Annotated in this window: 16 protein-coding genes; 7 read left to right on the forward strand and 9 right to left on the reverse strand. The window is 54.8% G+C overall.

Going from position 1 to position 14,677, the window contains the following annotated elements; all coding sequences use genetic code 11:
* Positions 1-5: 5 nt before the first annotated feature.
* The gene (rhaD, locus tag L579_RS04965) at positions 6-848 is read left to right on the forward strand and encodes a rhamnulose-1-phosphate aldolase (protein WP_021183183.1); all 843 of its coding nucleotides are present in this window, start codon (positions 6-8) and stop codon (positions 846-848) included.
* Complete coding sequence (rhaM, locus tag L579_RS04970) at positions 838-1,152, forward strand: L-rhamnose mutarotase (protein WP_021183184.1); 315 nt, start codon at positions 838-840, stop codon at positions 1,150-1,152. Before rhaD ends, rhaM begins: the two co-directional genes overlap by 11 nt.
* Positions 1,153-1,275: 123 nt before the next feature.
* On the opposite strand, the gene L579_RS04975 is transcribed toward rhaM, so the two are convergent.
* On the reverse strand, positions 1,276-1,923 hold the full coding sequence (locus L579_RS04975; RefSeq protein WP_021183185.1) for a TetR/AcrR family transcriptional regulator: 648 nt from the start codon (positions 1,921-1,923) through the stop codon (positions 1,276-1,278).
* A gap of 270 nt (positions 1,924-2,193) precedes the next feature.
* On the opposite strand from L579_RS04975, the gene L579_RS04980 reads away from it, so the two are divergent.
* On the forward strand, positions 2,194-2,451 hold the full coding sequence (locus L579_RS04980) for a multiple stress resistance protein BhsA (protein WP_021183187.1): 258 nt from the start codon (positions 2,194-2,196) through the stop codon (positions 2,449-2,451).
* A gap of 58 nt (positions 2,452-2,509) precedes the next feature.
* Here L579_RS04980 and L579_RS04985 read toward each other — a convergent pair whose 3' ends face one another.
* From L579_RS04985 to L579_RS05000, 4 genes are all read right to left on the reverse strand, one after another.
* A complete protein-coding gene (locus tag L579_RS04985) occupies positions 2,510-3,694 on the reverse strand; it encodes a sugar transporter (protein WP_021183188.1) in 1,185 nt (394 codons plus the stop codon).
* A 192-nt stretch (positions 3,695-3,886) separates the two neighbouring features.
* Positions 3,887-4,429 (reverse strand): cytochrome b561, encoded by a 543-nt coding sequence (gene cybB / locus L579_RS04990; protein ID WP_021183189.1) that lies wholly within the window; start codon positions 4,427-4,429, stop codon positions 3,887-3,889.
* Between the two features lie 111 nt (positions 4,430-4,540).
* The gene (locus L579_RS04995; RefSeq protein ID WP_021183190.1) at positions 4,541-4,792 is read right to left on the reverse strand and encodes a hypothetical protein; all 252 of its coding nucleotides are present in this window, start codon (positions 4,790-4,792) and stop codon (positions 4,541-4,543) included.
* A gap of 166 nt (positions 4,793-4,958) precedes the next feature.
* Positions 4,959-6,215 carry an MFS transporter gene (locus L579_RS05000; RefSeq protein ID WP_021183191.1) on the reverse strand — a complete coding sequence of 419 codons (1,257 nt, stop codon included), beginning with the start codon at positions 6,213-6,215 and terminating at the stop codon, positions 4,959-4,961.
* A 94-nt stretch (positions 6,216-6,309) separates the two neighbouring features.
* Between L579_RS05000 and L579_RS05005 the strand changes: the two genes are divergently transcribed.
* The 4 genes from L579_RS05005 to L579_RS05020 all read left to right on the forward strand — a co-directional run bounded on the left by L579_RS05005 (position 6,310) and on the right by L579_RS05020 (position 10,920).
* The gene (locus L579_RS05005; protein WP_021183192.1) at positions 6,310-7,206 is read left to right on the forward strand and encodes a LysR family transcriptional regulator; all 897 of its coding nucleotides are present in this window, start codon (positions 6,310-6,312) and stop codon (positions 7,204-7,206) included.
* A gap of 135 nt (positions 7,207-7,341) precedes the next feature.
* A complete protein-coding gene (locus L579_RS05010; RefSeq protein WP_021183193.1) occupies positions 7,342-8,559 on the forward strand; it encodes a sugar metabolism global transcriptional regulator Mlc in 1,218 nt (405 codons plus the stop codon).
* A 104-nt stretch (positions 8,560-8,663) separates the two neighbouring features.
* Positions 8,664-9,365, forward strand: a complete 702-nt coding sequence (gene bioD / locus L579_RS05015; protein WP_021183194.1) for a dethiobiotin synthase — start codon at positions 8,664-8,666, stop codon at positions 9,363-9,365.
* 178 nt (positions 9,366-9,543) lie between these two features.
* Positions 9,544-10,920: a nucleobase:cation symporter-2 family protein gene (locus L579_RS05020; RefSeq protein ID WP_036625179.1), complete on the forward strand. Its 1,377-nt coding sequence runs from the start codon at positions 9,544-9,546 to the stop codon at positions 10,918-10,920.
* Between the two features lie 89 nt (positions 10,921-11,009).
* On the opposite strand, the gene osmV is transcribed toward L579_RS05020, so the two are convergent.
* The 4 genes from osmV to L579_RS05040 are packed head-to-tail and all read right to left on the reverse strand — an operon-like array spanning position 11,010 to position 14,462.
* Positions 11,010-12,146, reverse strand: a complete 1,137-nt coding sequence (gene osmV, locus L579_RS05025) for an osmoprotectant ABC transporter ATP-binding protein OsmV (RefSeq protein WP_021183195.1) — start codon at positions 12,144-12,146, stop codon at positions 11,010-11,012.
* Complete coding sequence (osmW, locus tag L579_RS05030; protein ID WP_021183196.1) at positions 12,146-12,793, reverse strand: osmoprotectant ABC transporter permease OsmW; 648 nt, start codon at positions 12,791-12,793, stop codon at positions 12,146-12,148. Before osmW ends, osmV begins: the two co-directional genes overlap by 1 nt.
* Before the next feature lie 9 nt (positions 12,794-12,802).
* Complete coding sequence (locus L579_RS05035) at positions 12,803-13,729, reverse strand: glycine betaine ABC transporter substrate-binding protein (protein ID WP_021183197.1); 927 nt, start codon at positions 13,727-13,729, stop codon at positions 12,803-12,805.
* Positions 13,730-13,745: 16 nt separating this feature from the next.
* Positions 13,746-14,462: an ABC transporter permease gene (locus tag L579_RS05040; protein WP_021183198.1), complete on the reverse strand. Its 717-nt coding sequence runs from the start codon at positions 14,460-14,462 to the stop codon at positions 13,746-13,748.
* Positions 14,463-14,677 lie beyond the last annotated feature (215 nt).

A 14,677-nucleotide genomic window follows, 5' to 3' on the forward strand; every position in this document is an offset into this window, starting at 1 on the left:
ACACCATGCAAAGTATTCTTTCTTCTGCGTTTGTACAGGGAATGGTTAAAGCGACCAGCGATATGTGGCTGAAGGGCTGGGATGAGCGCAACGGGGGAAACGTCAGCCTGCGCCTGCTGCCGGACGAGGTGCAGCCCTATGCTGCCGACTTTTATGCTGAACCGCGTTGTATCGAACTGAGTAAACCCGCCCCGGCGCTGGCAAACGACTGGTTTCTGGTGACCGGTTCCGGCAAGTTTTTCCGCAATGTGCAACTGGATCCGGCTGACAGCCTGGTGTTGTTGCAGGTGGATGATAAAGGGCTGTCGTACAAAATCCACTGGGGGCTGAGCAATGGTGGGCTGCCAACCTCAGAGCTGGCGGCGCATTTCCAGTCACATAGCGTACGCAAACAGGTGAGCAATGGCGCCGACCGCGTGATTATGCATTGCCATGCAACCAACTTTATGGCGCTGAGCTATGTGGTGGAACTGGATGCGGCGCGTTTCACCCGTCTGCTGTGGGAAGGCAGCACCGAATGTCTGGTGGTGTTCCCGGATGGCGTGGGTATTCTGCCGTGGATGGTGCCAGGCACCGATGGTATCGGCCAGGCCACGGCGGATGAGATGGCGACGCACAGCCTGGTGATGTGGCCGTTCCACGGCATTTTTGGTGCCGGACCGACGTTGGATGAAACCTTTGGGCTGATCGACACCGCCGAAAAGTCGTCAGAGGTGGTGGTGAAGGCGCTATCGATGGGCGGGATTCGCCAGAGTATCACCACCGAGCAGTTGATTGCGTTGGGTGAGCGCTTTGGGGTGCAGCCGTGGCAGGCGGCTTTACAGGTGGAGCGCGCCAATGTTGCGTAGAGCCTTTGTGATGCAGGTGCATGCGGATTGCCATGATGAGTATCTGCGTCGCCATTCACCCATCTGGCCGGAACTGGCGGCAACGCTGAAGGCGCATGGCGCGAGTAATTACGCCATCTGGCTGGATGCAGAACGCAATCTGTTGTTTGCCAGTGTCGAAATCGAGTCGGAAGCCCGCTGGCAGGCGGTGGCGCAAACCGAGGTTTGCCAACGCTGGTGGGCGTCCATGAAGGATTTGATGCCGTCGAACGCGGATAACAGCCCGGTCAGCACTGAGCTAAAACCGATGTTTTTCCTGCCTTAAACCACAACCATCCCACATATTGCACGTCTCCTTCTCCCTCAAGCGGGAGAAGGCCCTATTGCACGTCTCCTTCTCCCGCTTGCGGGAGAAGGCCGGGATGAGGGGACGGATGTAAGCGGCAGGTTAGTTAATCGCACAATATCCCGCCAAAGCGGGCCAGATTGCCATCTGCGTATCCACAATCTGTTCTAAATCCTCGCGACTGGCCCCTTCACGGGCGCGCACCGACATGCCCTGCAACACGCAGGCAAGGAAACTGGCCAGCGTTGCGGTATTGCTGCACGCGGGTAACTCACCGCGCTGCTGGCGTGCGGCAAGGAACTGCTGCAAGGCCCGTTCCTGCGCATGATGCTGTTGTTCCAGCATGTGCGCCACTTCTTCAGAACTGGCCGACAGGGCGCTGGAGGTGCAGATAAAAAAGCAGCCAGCGGGTTTATCACATTCGGTAAAACAGGCTGCGGTGGCGCGAAAATAGGACTCAACCGCGGTTTTCACATCAAGCGAGGCATCATTCAGCACCGCGTTACGCTGCGCACTAAACCTTTCGATATAGCGCTGCATGGCGGCTTTAAACAAACCTTCTTTGTTAGCAAACTCCGCGTACAGCGTCGGCGCTTTGGCGCCAGTGGCACTGACCAGATCCGCCAGAGAGGTGCCTTCATAGCCGTGTGCCCAGAACAGCATCAGGGCTTTATCCAGCGCATCGTCACGATCGAAGACTTTAGGTCTGCCACGACTTTTACGCAGGGTCGGTTCAGTTATCTGGCTCATAGATCCTCACCACAGCTCAACATGCTTATTAAATTACCGATCATTAAATTAATATGCAACACCACTTTGTCCGTTTGTGCCTTCCCGAGCAAAATCCCCTGAATGGTAAAGTCCCCGGACGCGCTGAAGCCCATACTTACGCCACTTCCCATTAAAATAACGACCGTTAATAAAATAGTTGACGCGCATCCGACTTTGGATTTAGTATTTATTTAACGGTTGTTAATTAAATAGCGACCCACCCAATTTCATCTGCAAAGAGAGACGATCATGAAAAGCATTAAACTGACCCTGGCCGCTGTGGCCCTGTCATCAATCGCATTCGGTACAATGGCGGCTGACCTGGTAAGCGAAGCACCGGTTAATCAACAGCAAATCGGTGTGGTAAGCGCATCTGGCAGTACGGATCTGACTTCACTGGAAAATCAACTGGCGGAGAAGGCGAGCGCGGCGGGAGCAAAGTCTTTCCGCATCACTTCGACCTCTGGCAACAACAACCTGCATGGCACCGCAGAGCTTTATAAATAAATAGTAGGGATAACGAGAGGGGACAGGCTTCAGATAGCGGCTATCTGAAGCCCCTTTTTTAACCGTTGGAACGTAACTGCGGATAACGACGGAAGATATAGATACACCAGAACAGCGCTACCAGGCCGATTAACCCACCAATATTACCCACATCCGCCATTTTCAAATGCAGGCTGACCTGATTTCCGAGTAGCGCACCCGCACCGATGCCGATGTTATAAATTCCGGACATCAGTGACATAGCAACGTCGGTTGCGTCCGGTGCCAGCGACAGCACACGCACCTGCATTGCCAGACCAATCATCATCATCGCCATGCCCCAGAAAATACACAGGGTTGTAATCGCGGCAGGGCGCACGGCGGCAAAAATCAGCAGACCCATACATAAGGTGATCACCGCAATCGCAGCAATCAGCAGCGCCGAAGGATATTTATTGCCCAAGGTGCTGAACAGCACGCTACCGATAATTCCTGCCGATCCAAACAGCAGCAGCAACAGCGTGGTGAAGTTTTCCCCGGCGTTCGCCACCACCTGCATAAAGGGTTCAATGTAGCTGTAGGCGGTGTAATGCGCTGTCACCACCACCGTGACCAACACATACATGCTGACCAGCGCCGGGCGGCGAAACAGCATCGGCACGCTGCTGAGTGACCCGGTATGCTCACTGGGCAGGCGCGGCAGAATACGTGCCAGCAGCACCAGCAAAACCAGCGCAGACAAACCAATCATGCCGAAGGTAGTTCGCCAGCCGAGATACTGACCGACAACGCGACCAATCGGCACGCCCAGCACCATCGCCAGCGCCGTGCCGGTCGCCAGCATACTGAGCGCCTGGGTTTTCTTACCTGCCGGCGCGACACGAATGGCCAGCGAGGCGGTAATTGACCAGAACACCGCATGTGCCAGCGCGATACCAATGCGGGAGATAACCAGCGAGGTGAAATCCCAGGCGACCGAGGAGAGCACATGGCTGGCGATAAACAACACAAACAGAATCGACAGCAGCAGACGACGCTCAATATTGCGCGTCAGCAGCATCAGCGGCAGCGACAGCAGCGCCACCACCCAGGCGTATATGGTCAGCATGATGCCGACATCTGCCGTTCTCATTCCATAACTGGCGGCGATATCTGACAGTAAGCCGACCGGCACAAACTCGGTGGTATTGAAGACAAAAGCGGCGATGGCCAGCAACACGACGCGTAGCCAGGCCGTTTTACGGGAGACGGTTGTTGATTGCATGAAATTCAGATCAGTCAGGCAGCAAATGAGGGGCGAAAGGCCCGATGTAAAGTGACCTTTGTCACAAATTATGCCTATTGTGGAGGATTAATACGCTGAGGGAAACCATCTAACCGTATTTTATTGCTGAATATTTTTTATCACCAACGCCCAGGTTGATAGCCTGGGGTTATCGTCAGAACCATCGCGCCGCTACGGGTTGCGCTTGCGCGCAGGCATCATGCGGATCAGCGTGTTGTCCTTCAGAATATAGTGATGCAGCAGTGCGGCGACGGCATGCAGGCCAATCAGCCAGTAGCCGAGCGGTGCCAGGGTTTCATGCCAGCCAATCAAGGTATCGGCGAGGTCAAAATTCGGTGTGCTGCTCACCGGCATCGACAAGCCAAATACCTGCCAGGGACGACCATTGAGATATTTCGAGGCAACGCCGAGAGTCGGTAACGCCAGAAACAGCGCGTACAGCAGGAAATGCATCAGATGGGCGAGCATATGCTGCCAGCGTGGTGGTGCGGGATTGATATCAGGCGATGTATGACGATGACGTAATGCGGCACGCACCAGCATCAGCACCCACACCGATACGCCACAGCTAAAGTGCGTCATGATCATCAGGCTGCGCGTAACCGTACCGCGGGCCGCCAGACCTCGTAGCTCAATGGTGGTATAGGCAACCGCGATCAATAACAGGGTCAACCAGTGGAGGGCGATTTGCGACGTTGCGTATTTTTCCCGCATGAGCGTTCTACCTGAAGCAATATTATTGGTGTCTAACATAGCGAAATGCCACAGGAAAACTTAACAAAATGGCGCAACGTCGCGGTCCGTCTCAGACCGGGAATATCAGAGTCAGGCCATGTGTTTTAGCGCCACGCTATTCTGTGTGGTCAGGTTTTTTTTTACCGTAATTGGGCAACAATGTTCACAGCCCAGTGCAGAAGGATAAAACTTGCGCGCCTGTTGAATGGCAGCGTTAGCGGTATAAAAAGTGCCAAGAAAGCGCCTTGCGGCGTCGGGAGGAAGGAAAGGGCAACCCGTTGCATGTACCACATGATTGTCGTTATAGCCGGCGTATTTATCGACGTAATAGTAAAGTTCCATTTGGCTTCCTCGTTGCTGTGAAAGAAAAAATCTAACTATTTTTGGAATAGAATAAATTATAGCTAGCGATTGCTATTTTGTTTTCACTGGCACTAAAAGTTTGCCGACAGGTGTGATTACCCGAGGGGAAACGGGGCACCGTGGCCCCGCATACTGATGGAGAGAATTACAATTGGCGGCACTGCAAACGCCAGCCGACCAGCAAGGCCAGCACCAGCAACACGCTGATAAACGCGGTCACACCGCCCCAGCCAAAACTGTGCCAGAACACGCCACCTAACGTACCGGCAACGCTGGAACCCACATAATAACTGAAAAGATAGAGCGACGAGGCCTGGCCTTTTGCCCGACGGGCGCGTGGGCCGATCCATCCGCTGGCAACCGAGTGGGCGGCAAAAAATCCGGCGGTAAACAGCATCATACCCGGCAGGATGATCCACAAGGTATTGAACGCCGTCAGCAGCAGGCCGCACAGCATGATCGCCGTGGCGGTAATCATCACCGGCCCCCGGCCAAAGCGGCTGGTCATGGCTCCGGCTTTGGGTGAACTCCAGGACCCGGTCAGATACACCACCGACAACAAACCGACCACGGCCTGGCTGAGGAACCACGGTGCACTCAGCAGGCGATAGCCAATGTAGTTAAACAGGGTGACAAATGCGCCCATCAGCAGGAAACCTTCGGCGAACAGCAGCGGCAGGCCTTTGTCACGCCAGTGCAGGCGGAAGTTAATCAGCAAATTATGTGGACGTAATGATGCCGGACGGAAATGACGGGAAGCCGGCAGGATTTTCCAGAACATCAGCGCCGATGCCAGCGAAAAGCAGCCGATCACACCAATGGCGATGCGCCACGAGAAGAGGTCGGTCAATACCCCGGTCAGCAGACGACCGCTCATGCCACCAATCGAGTTGCCGCTGATATACAGGCCCATGGAAAAGGCGATCACTCGCGGATGAATCTCTTCACTCAGGTAGGTCATGCCCACCGCAGCGACCCCACTCAACGACAAACCAATCAGCGCACGCATCAATAGAATGCCGTGCCAGCTGGTCATCATGGCGGAAATCACAGTGCATAACGCGGCGAGCATCAACGCGGTAACCATCACCGACTTACGACCAATGGCGTCGGAGAGCGGCCCGGTGACCAGCAAACCCAGCGCCATCAGTCCGGTGGATAACGACAGCGAGATGCTGCTGGCCGCAGGCGAAACGCCAAACTGCTGGGAGAGCACCGGCAGAATCGGCTGGACACAATACAACAAGGCAAAAGTGGCAAGACCAGCCGAGAACAGGGCAAGGGTAACACGCATAAATTGCGGCGAACCGCGTTCAATCCATGTTACTGACGCTGGAGCAGAAGCAGGCACGACGGACACTTCGTCCTCATCGAGTGTCACCGCCTGAGAAGAGCGACTCACGGAAAATCCTCAAATTTCAAAAGGTATTGCTATCGTAGGAAAGTGATAATAGGTTGTACAATATATTAATAATCTCGAATGAGACGTTTAAAATATGAATGTCGAACTCCGTCATCTTCGCTATTTCATTGCAGTGGCTGAAGAGCTGCATTTTGGTCGCGCGGCCCTCCGCCTCAATATTTCGCAACCGCCACTCAGCCAACAGATCCAGCAACTGGAACAGGAAATTGGCGCGCAACTGTTCACCCGCACCAATCGCAGCGTGCAGATCACCGCCGCCGGGCAGCAATTTTTGCAGGATGCGCGTGGGATTTTGCTTCAGGTCGAACAGGCGGCCAGCCGTGCGGCGCGGCTCCATAACGGTCAGGAAGGGGAACTGCGCATTGGTTTCACCTCCTCAGCACCCTTTACCGGGCTGGTATCTGATGCGCTCTACCATTTCCGCCAGCGCTGGCCGGCCGTGCATATCCAGATGCAGGAGATTAACACCCGACAACAACTGGCGCCGCTGCACGAAGGGCGTCTCGATCTCGGTGTGATGCGTAATACGCCGTTACCGAGTGATTTGCAGCATCAGCTGTTGCTGCGCGAACCCTTGTGTGCAGTGGTGCACTGGGCGCATCCACTGGCCGATGCCGAGGCTATCTCGATTCAGGCGTTGGCGAACGAACCTTTTGTCTTTTTCGATCCACTTGGGGGCACCGCCTTATATGGCGAGATTCTGGCGTTGCTGCACCGCTACCAGATCAAACCCTTTATTACCCAGGAAGTCGGGGAAGCGATGACCATCCTCGGCCTGGTCGCTACCGGATTGGGAGTGTCGATTTTACCGGCCTCATTCCGTCGAGCACGGCTCGCCGATGTGGTGTGGTTACCGCTGCATGAGGCTGATGCGTTGTCTGAAGTGTGGCTGGTGTGGTCAGCGACGCGCGAGCCGAGTGCGCAAATGGCAAATATGATGAAGCTGTTACAACGTAACGCTGAAACTTAAGCCAGACGGTGCGAAAACAGCCCGACAATATGTGCGACAAATCACATATCTAATCAAATATTTGGCGCTATCCGCCAATCTGCCGCACCATAGTTGCTATTTATTTAGAAGCGCGAAAATAACCGGGAGCAGGGCGTGAATCTGGACAGTCAACCTGGCCACATTGACCAAATAAAGCAGACCAACGCAGGCGTGGTTTACCGACTGATCGATCATTTCGGCCCGATTTCGCGTATTGAACTGTCCAAACGTGCTCAACTGGCTCCCGCCAGCATCACCAAAATCGTGCGTGAAATGCTGGACGCGCATCTGGTGCAGGAAACCGAGTTTCAGGAGCCTGGCAGCCGTGGCCGTCCGGCTATTGGTCTGGTTCTCGATACCCTTGCCTGGCACTATCTGGCAATCCGCATTCAACCGGGTTACATCACCCTGACATTACGCGATCTCAGCAGTCGCGCTTTACAGGAAGATCGTCTGCCACTGATTGCCAGCCCGGACAAACCGCTGTTGCAGGAGCTACAGGAGCTGGTTGATGCCTTTTTTATTCGCCATCAGAAACAACTTGAGCGTCTGACAGCCATCGCCATCACCTTACCCGGCTTGATCAATGCGGCCTCGGGGGTGGTGCATCGTATGCCCGGTTACGCCATTCAGGATATGCCGCTGGGCGAAACCCTGTCGCAACGCACCGGCGTGCCGGTGTTTGTTCAGCACGATATTTCCGCCTGGACGCTGGCCGAATCGCTGTTTGGCGCGTCGCGCGGTGCGCAGGACGTCATCCAGATTGTGATTGATGAAACCGTGGGTGCCGGGGTGATTACTGGCGGGCAACTGCTGCACAAAAGCGGGCGGGCGCTGGTGGAAATTGGCCATACCCAGATTGATCCCTATGGTCAGCAGTGCTACTGCGGTAATCATGGTTGTCTGGAAACCGTGGCCAGTATCGGTAGCCTGCTCGGCCTGGCAGCGCAGCGTTTACCCGCTCAGCCGGAAAGCCGTTTGCACGGTGTGCCGCTGACCATTGAAGCTCTGTGTCAGGCCGCCCAGGAGGGTGACCGTCTCGCGAGTGATGTGATTGCCGGTGTCGGGCACCATATCGGTCGCATGTTGGCGATGATGGTGAATATCTTCAACCCGCGACAAATTCTTATCGGCTCGCCGCTGAATCTGGCCGCCGACGTGCTATTTCCTGCCGTGAGTAGCACCATCCGTCAGCAGGCGTTACCGGCCTATAGCGATGAAATCCAACTGGCTCCCACCGCGTTTAACGATCCCGGCACATTAGGTGCCGCGGCGTTAGTGAAAGATGCCCTTTATTCCGGTTATCTGCTGATAAAACTGCTTCAGGGCTAATCCGCCCGCCTTAAGTTTGTTCTAACGCAATCTGTCAGGTACGACATTTCCTTAAACTGCTCCTTCGTCACCTCTGGTTCACATCGCTAAACGAAGGAGGAAGGGTGAAAACACTCTTTATCACCGGTACCGACACCGCGGTGGGCAAAACCGTGGTTTCTCGCGCGCTGTTACAGTGCTTTGCACAGAATGGTCAGTGCGCCGTAGGTTATAAACCTATTGCCAAAAGTGCTAAACCCACCCCTGAGGGTTTACGCAACAAAGATGCGCTGCTGTTGCAGCAGGCTTCGGGCCTGGCATTACCTTATGCCGCTATTAACCCCATTACCCTGGAAGAGGATGAAATCAGCACCAGCCCAACGCACCAAATTGATTACCCGTTGCTGAGTAAGGGACTGGCCGCATTGCAGGAACGTTCGCCGCATGTAGTGGTGGAGGGCACAGGCGGCTGGCGCAGCCTGATGAATGATCTGCAACCGCTGTCAAATTGGGTCAAAAAGGAGCAATTACCGGTTGTGCTGGTGGTGGGCATCAAAGAGGGATGCATCAGCCACGCTTTACTGACCGCAGAGGCAGTGGCTCAGGATGGTTTACCGCTGGTCGGTTGGGTGGCAAATCGTATCAACCCCGGCCTGGCGCATTATGCTGAAATCATTGATGTACTGAGTGAAAAACTGCATGCCCCTTTGTTAGGTGAGTTGCCTTACTTACCCCGTGCCGAGCAACGAGAGCTAAGCGGCTATCTCGATCTATCCTTGCTTGCGACGCATGTTGCGCACAGCGACAGTGCAAAACCTGCGGCATGATGAAACGAAAAGTGGCAAATGATAATCGGCTGAATCTAAGGTTGCAGATTCAGCTGTATTTTTTTGTTGATTAATCTCTTTTAAATTCAATGATATGTTAAAAATATCACTGAATCTTATTGCTCTGGCGTGATTCATGCATCAGCTGGTCTGATGAATTTACTGCCGGAGCACCGTTATGTCGCACTCAGATGAAAAAGGTTTGCTGTATGGGCTGGAACAACGCATTGGCCCAGCCCCCGCATTTTTTGCCGCACTGCAACATGTGCTGGCAAGCGTGGTGGGCATTATCACGCCACCACTGATTATCGGTTCGGTATTGGGGTTACAGGCTTACATTCCTTATCTGATTAGCATGTCGTTATTGGTTTCAGGCCTGGGAACCTTTATTCAGGCGCGCCGTTTTATGGGTATCGGTGCCGGGATGATCTGCCTGCAAGGCACCAGTTTTGCGTTTCTTGGCGTGATCTTATCCGGTGGCTTGATGGTGAAAGCGCGGGGCGGTTCACCAGAAGACATTATGGCGATGATTTTCGGCTGTAACCTGATAGCCGCATTAATCCCGATGTTGATTAGCCGCTGCATTGCGCCGTTGCGTAAGGTACTGACGCCGGTAGTCACCGGTACGGTGATTACCCTGATTGGTATCAGCCTGATCAAGGTCAGCATCACCGACTGGGCGGGTGGTCACAATGCTGCCGATTTCGGCGCTCCGTGGAATCTGGCGTTGGGGGCGTTGACCTTGCTGGTGATTGTGGCGTTGAACCGTTCGCGTAATCGCTGGGCGCGCTTAGTGGCCGTGGTAGCGGGCATTGCAGTGGGTTGTATCGCCGCCGCCCTGACCGGCCATCTGCAACTTAAACCGATGGCCGAAAGCAGTTGGTTGGTGATGCCGGGCTTCTTCCGCTTTGGTTTTAATTTTGACTGGGCGATCTTTGTGCCGATTGCGCTGGTATCGGTGATCAGCGTGATCGAAGCGGTCGGGGATTTAACTGCCAACTGCCTGTTATCGCGTCAGCCGATTGAGGGTGAGGGTTTTCAGCGCCGCCTGCAAGGCGGTATCCTGGCGGATGGTATCAGTTGCGTGCTGGCCGCGATGTTCTCCGCATTTCCCAACACCACGTTTGCCCAAAACAACGGCGTGATTCAGATGACCGGCGTCGCCAGTCGTTATGTGGGGATGGTGATTGGTTTGATGCTGGTGCTGTTGGGTATTTTTCCGGTGATTGGCAACCTGTTGCAGCAAATTCCCGCCCCCGTGCTGGGCGGAGCGACGTTGGTGATGTTCGGTAGCGTGGTGGCTGCCGGTATCCGGGTAATGACACAGTCGCCGCTGGGTCGCCGCGAAATGTTGATTGTGGCCGTCTCTTTTGGCCTGGGTCTGGGAGTGGAAGCCGTGCCGGATGTGCTGAAACAGTTCCCGATGCTGGTAACCAATCTGTTTGGTCATGCGGTGACAACCGGCGGGATTCTGGCGATTGTGCTGAACGTGATTTTGCCCTCGGAGCAAACCAGACCCGCGTTGGCAACAGCCGCCGTGGAGGATTCACAATAATATTCAAAATGCGTGATGAATCACGCCGCTACACAATGGCGATGTACAATTGGCGTAGCGGCGCGATTTATCGCGCAGTCCAGCAGCGGTTAAGGATTTAACCGCCGCCGCGTCCGGCCGGAGCTCAAATAATCCGCAATATAATCCTGCGAAATTTCGCCACTGTAGCGGCCCTCTTCATCGACAATCGGCATCCAGACCAGATTGTGTTCATACAACTTCGACAGCACCACGCGCAGGTTTTCTTCCGCCTTGCCGGTGACGGTGAAGGTATGCAACATCTCTTCACAGCGACCACTGGCACCACGCGCTTCGCGGCGTTTGACAAATCCCAGCGGTTTACCGTCGTTATCGACCACCGTCACTGAACGCATATCGTTGTCGTCCATAGTGGCAAAGGCCTCAGCGAGTGGCGTGCTGCGCTGCACGGTGATGGTCGGTTGTTGATCGGTGACATCGCCCGCCTGTACCAGCAACAAACGTTTCAGCGTGCGGTCCTGGCCGACAAAAGATCCAACAAAGTCGTTGGCGGGCTTTGCCAGCAGCTCATCCGGGCTGGCGCACTGAACGATTTTACCCTGACCAAACACCGCGATACGGTCGCCCAGCTTGAGCGCCTCATCAATGTCATGGCTGACCAGCATCACGGTCTTTTTCAACTGCCGCTGCATATCAAGAAACTCGTTCTGGATCACCTCACGGTTAATCGGATCGACCGCGCCAAAAGGTTCGTCCATCAGCAGCACCGGTGGATCTGCTGCCAGTGCGCGGATCACGCCAATACGCTGCTGTTGACCGCCCGACATCTCACGCGGGTAGCGATGCAGAAACTTAGTCGGGTCGAGCGCCACCATGCTCATCAGTTCAGTGGCACGCTCACGGCAACGCTTTTTATCCCAGCCCAACATGCGTGGCACCACGGTGATGTTTTCTTCAATGGTCATATTCGGGAACAGACCAATTTGCTGAATCACATATCCGATGTTACGGCGCAGCGTCACCGTATCCTGGGCGCTGGTATCTTCACCGTTAATCAGGATGTTGCCGCTGGTCGCCGGGATCAAACGGTTGATCATCTTCAGCGTAGTGGTTTTGCCACACCCGGAAGGGCCGAGCAGCACGCACATTTCTCCGGCGGGAACGTCAAGGCTGACGTTATCAACGGCGTTAAAGGTCGTACCGTTTTTCTGGGTAAAGGTTTTCGTCAGGTTTTCCAGTTTAATCATTAGCGAATCCCCTTTGGAGTCAGCGCTGACTGCAAACGGTGCAGCAGCCAGTCAAGCACAATAGCCAGCAAACAAATCATCAACGCACCGGCAATTAACATACGAACATCACTGCCGCTGATACCATCCAGCAGCTGTAAACCCAAACCACCCGCGCCGATCACCGCAGCAATTGCCATCACACCGACATTCATCACCACGGCGGTGCGGATACCGCCAAAAATCACCGGCAGCGCCATGGGGATTTCAACCCAGCGCAAACGCTGCCAGAATGTCATGCCAATACCACGACCTGCTTCACGCAGACCCGGCGGCAGGTTTTCCAGTGCGGTGTGAGTGTTGCGCACGATGGGCAGCAGCGAATAGAGAAACACGGCGGTAATGGCAGGCAGGGCACCAATTCCCTGACCGATCAGCGAAAACAACGGGATCATCAAACCAAACAGCGCGATAGTTGGGATGGTCAGTACAATGGTGGCGATGCCCAAAACCGGCGTCGCCAGCCATTTAAAGCGCACGATCAGAATGCCGAGTGGAACACCAACGAGGATGGCAAAACCGACCGCCACCAGTACCAGCCAGGTATGTTGCCATGTCAGAGCCAGCAGGCTGTCCCAGTTATCCATGATGTAATGCAGGGTATCCATCACGCCTCCTTACAGCATGTTTTTTGATTTGAGGAAATCACGCGCCACCTGTTCAGGCGACTGGTGATCGATATCGACGCGCTTATTCATTTCGGTAATCGCTGCGTCGGTAATCAGCGGTGACAGCTGATTCATCGCCGCCGCCAGTCCGGGATGGCTCTCCAGCACATCTTTACGCACCACCGGCGTGACGTTGTAACTTGGGAAGAAGTGCTTATCATCTTCCAGCACCTTGAGATCAAAGCCTTTTACTCGCCCGTCGGTGGTGTAGATCAGCCCCGCATCGACAAAGCCTTCTTTGACGGCGTTGTACACCAGCCCAGGATCCATCTGCCGAATCTGCGGGCGGTCAAGCGGCATGTTGTAGGCTTTTTGCAGCGGAACAAGGCCATCTGAACGCCCGGCAAACTCCAGGTCCAGGCCCAGTTTCCAGTTATGGTCCGGGTCGGTTTTACGAATCTGCTCCAGCTTTGCCACCAGCTGCGACATCGTACTGATGCCTTCCTTGTCAGCCCTGGCGCGCTGCATGGCAAAGGCGTAGGTGTTGTTCATGGGTGCCGGGTCGAGCCAGACCAGTCCCAGCTTGCCGTCGAGTTGTTTCACCGTGTTATAGGCTTCCTGCGACGACATCGGTTTGGTGATGTGATTGAAGATGATCAGTGAAGTGCCGGTATATTCCCACGTCATATCAATCTGTTTGTTAATCATTGCGTTACGACCGATAGTGGTCGCGATATTGGTTTTCGGGATCACCTGAAACCCTTTCTTTTCCAGCCACATTACCGTCATGGCAGAAAGGATGTGTTGCTCGGTAAAACTTTTGGTCGCCATCACCAGCGGTGTGGCAGCAGCAGCCATCTGGCTAAGCGCCAGGGTGGCGGTCAGAACCAGCGCGCTGGGTTTTATCCAGCGCGCAAATCGGTTGGCAGTGGCCATCACAAAACTCCTGTTGTTATGCCGCTGCATGCGGGCTGAGGTAACGTCCCAGCGCCGCTAACAGCATGTCCAGGATCAGGGCGAACAGGGCGGTTGCCACTGCCCCGAGGATCAACGTCGGGAAGTCGTTGAGGTAAATGCCGGGGAAAATCAGCTCGCCGTAGCTGCTGGCGCCAATCAGAAACGCCAGTGGTGCAGTGCCGACATTGATGGCGGTGGAAATGCGTACCCCGGCGAGAATGACCGGCAATGCGTTGGGGATTTCCACCTGACGCAAACGCTGAAATTTCGTCATGCCAATACCGTTGGCGGCTTCCAGTAGCGAGGGGGGAACCGCGCTCAGTCCGGCATAGGTATTACGCACGATGGGGAGCAGAGAGGCGAGAAACAGCGCAATCAACGCCGGACGATCGCCGATGCCGACAATCACCATCGCCAGTGCCAGCACCGCTAACGGCGGCAGCGTATTGCCAACGTTGAAGATTTGCATCACGTATTCAGCCCACCCGCGGGCAAACGGGCGGCTTAGCAAAATGCCGCTGGGGATGCCGACCAGCAGCGCAAAAAACATGGACCAGAACACCAGAAACAGGTGCTGCTGCCCAAGGTAGATCAGATCGACCCTACGGGCGCGCAGAGTATCCAGCCCAAGCCCCCAAACCAACAGGCCCACCACCAGCACAATGGCAAGCACGGCTAACCCGGTGCGTCGGGCGAGCGATGCGTTTTGCATAGCGAATGTCTCCCTGATTCGTGAAAAACAACCAAAATTGCCTGATTACAGATAAAACGACTATCTAATGCCACTTTTCCAGTGAGAATCGGGAAGTGGTTTTAGACCTATAGCAACGTTAATCGCGACATGCCAGTTTTTAGGGGAAAATCAGACAGATAGAAAAGAGGAAAAAACCGGCTTAAACCGCGTGAAATAAGGCACAATCCTCAATA

It is taken from the genome of Pantoea sp. AS-PWVM4 (assembly GCF_000468095.1).
Taxonomy (GTDB): Bacteria; Pseudomonadota; Gammaproteobacteria; order Enterobacterales; family Enterobacteriaceae; genus Pantoea; species Pantoea phytobeneficialis.

What these genes read in the sequence shown, in the direction of transcription:
- rhaD (WP_021183183.1), top strand. Translation starts at nt 6, where the DNA reads ATGCAAAGTATTCTTTCTTCTGCGTTTGTACAGGGAATGGTTAAAGCG.
- rhaM (WP_021183184.1), top strand. Translation starts at nt 838, where the DNA reads ATGTTGCGTAGAGCCTTTGTGATGCAGGTGCATGCGGATTGCCATGAT.
- L579_RS04975 (WP_021183185.1), bottom strand. Translation starts at nt 1,923, where the DNA reads ATGAGCCAGATAACTGAACCGACCCTGCGTAAAAGTCGTGGCAGACCT.
- L579_RS04980 (WP_021183187.1), top strand. Translation starts at nt 2,194, where the DNA reads ATGAAAAGCATTAAACTGACCCTGGCCGCTGTGGCCCTGTCATCAATC.
- L579_RS04985 (WP_021183188.1), bottom strand. Translation starts at nt 3,694, where the DNA reads ATGCAATCAACAACCGTCTCCCGTAAAACGGCCTGGCTACGCGTCGTG.
- cybB (WP_021183189.1), bottom strand. Translation starts at nt 4,429, where the DNA reads ATGCGGGAAAAATACGCAACGTCGCAAATCGCCCTCCACTGGTTGACC.
- L579_RS04995 (WP_021183190.1), bottom strand. Translation starts at nt 4,792, where the DNA reads ATGGAACTTTACTATTACGTCGATAAATACGCCGGCTATAACGACAAT.
- L579_RS05005 (WP_021183192.1), top strand. Translation starts at nt 6,310, where the DNA reads ATGAATGTCGAACTCCGTCATCTTCGCTATTTCATTGCAGTGGCTGAA.
- L579_RS05020 (WP_036625179.1), top strand. Translation starts at nt 9,544, where the DNA reads ATGTCGCACTCAGATGAAAAAGGTTTGCTGTATGGGCTGGAACAACGC.
- osmV (WP_021183195.1), bottom strand. Translation starts at nt 12,146, where the DNA reads ATGATTAAACTGGAAAACCTGACGAAAACCTTTACCCAGAAAAACGGT.
- osmW (WP_021183196.1), bottom strand. Translation starts at nt 12,793, where the DNA reads ATGGATACCCTGCATTACATCATGGATAACTGGGACAGCCTGCTGGCT.
- L579_RS05035 (WP_021183197.1), bottom strand. Translation starts at nt 13,729, where the DNA reads ATGGCCACTGCCAACCGATTTGCGCGCTGGATAAAACCCAGCGCGCTG.
- L579_RS05040 (WP_021183198.1), bottom strand. Translation starts at nt 14,462, where the DNA reads ATGCAAAACGCATCGCTCGCCCGACGCACCGGGTTAGCCGTGCTTGCC.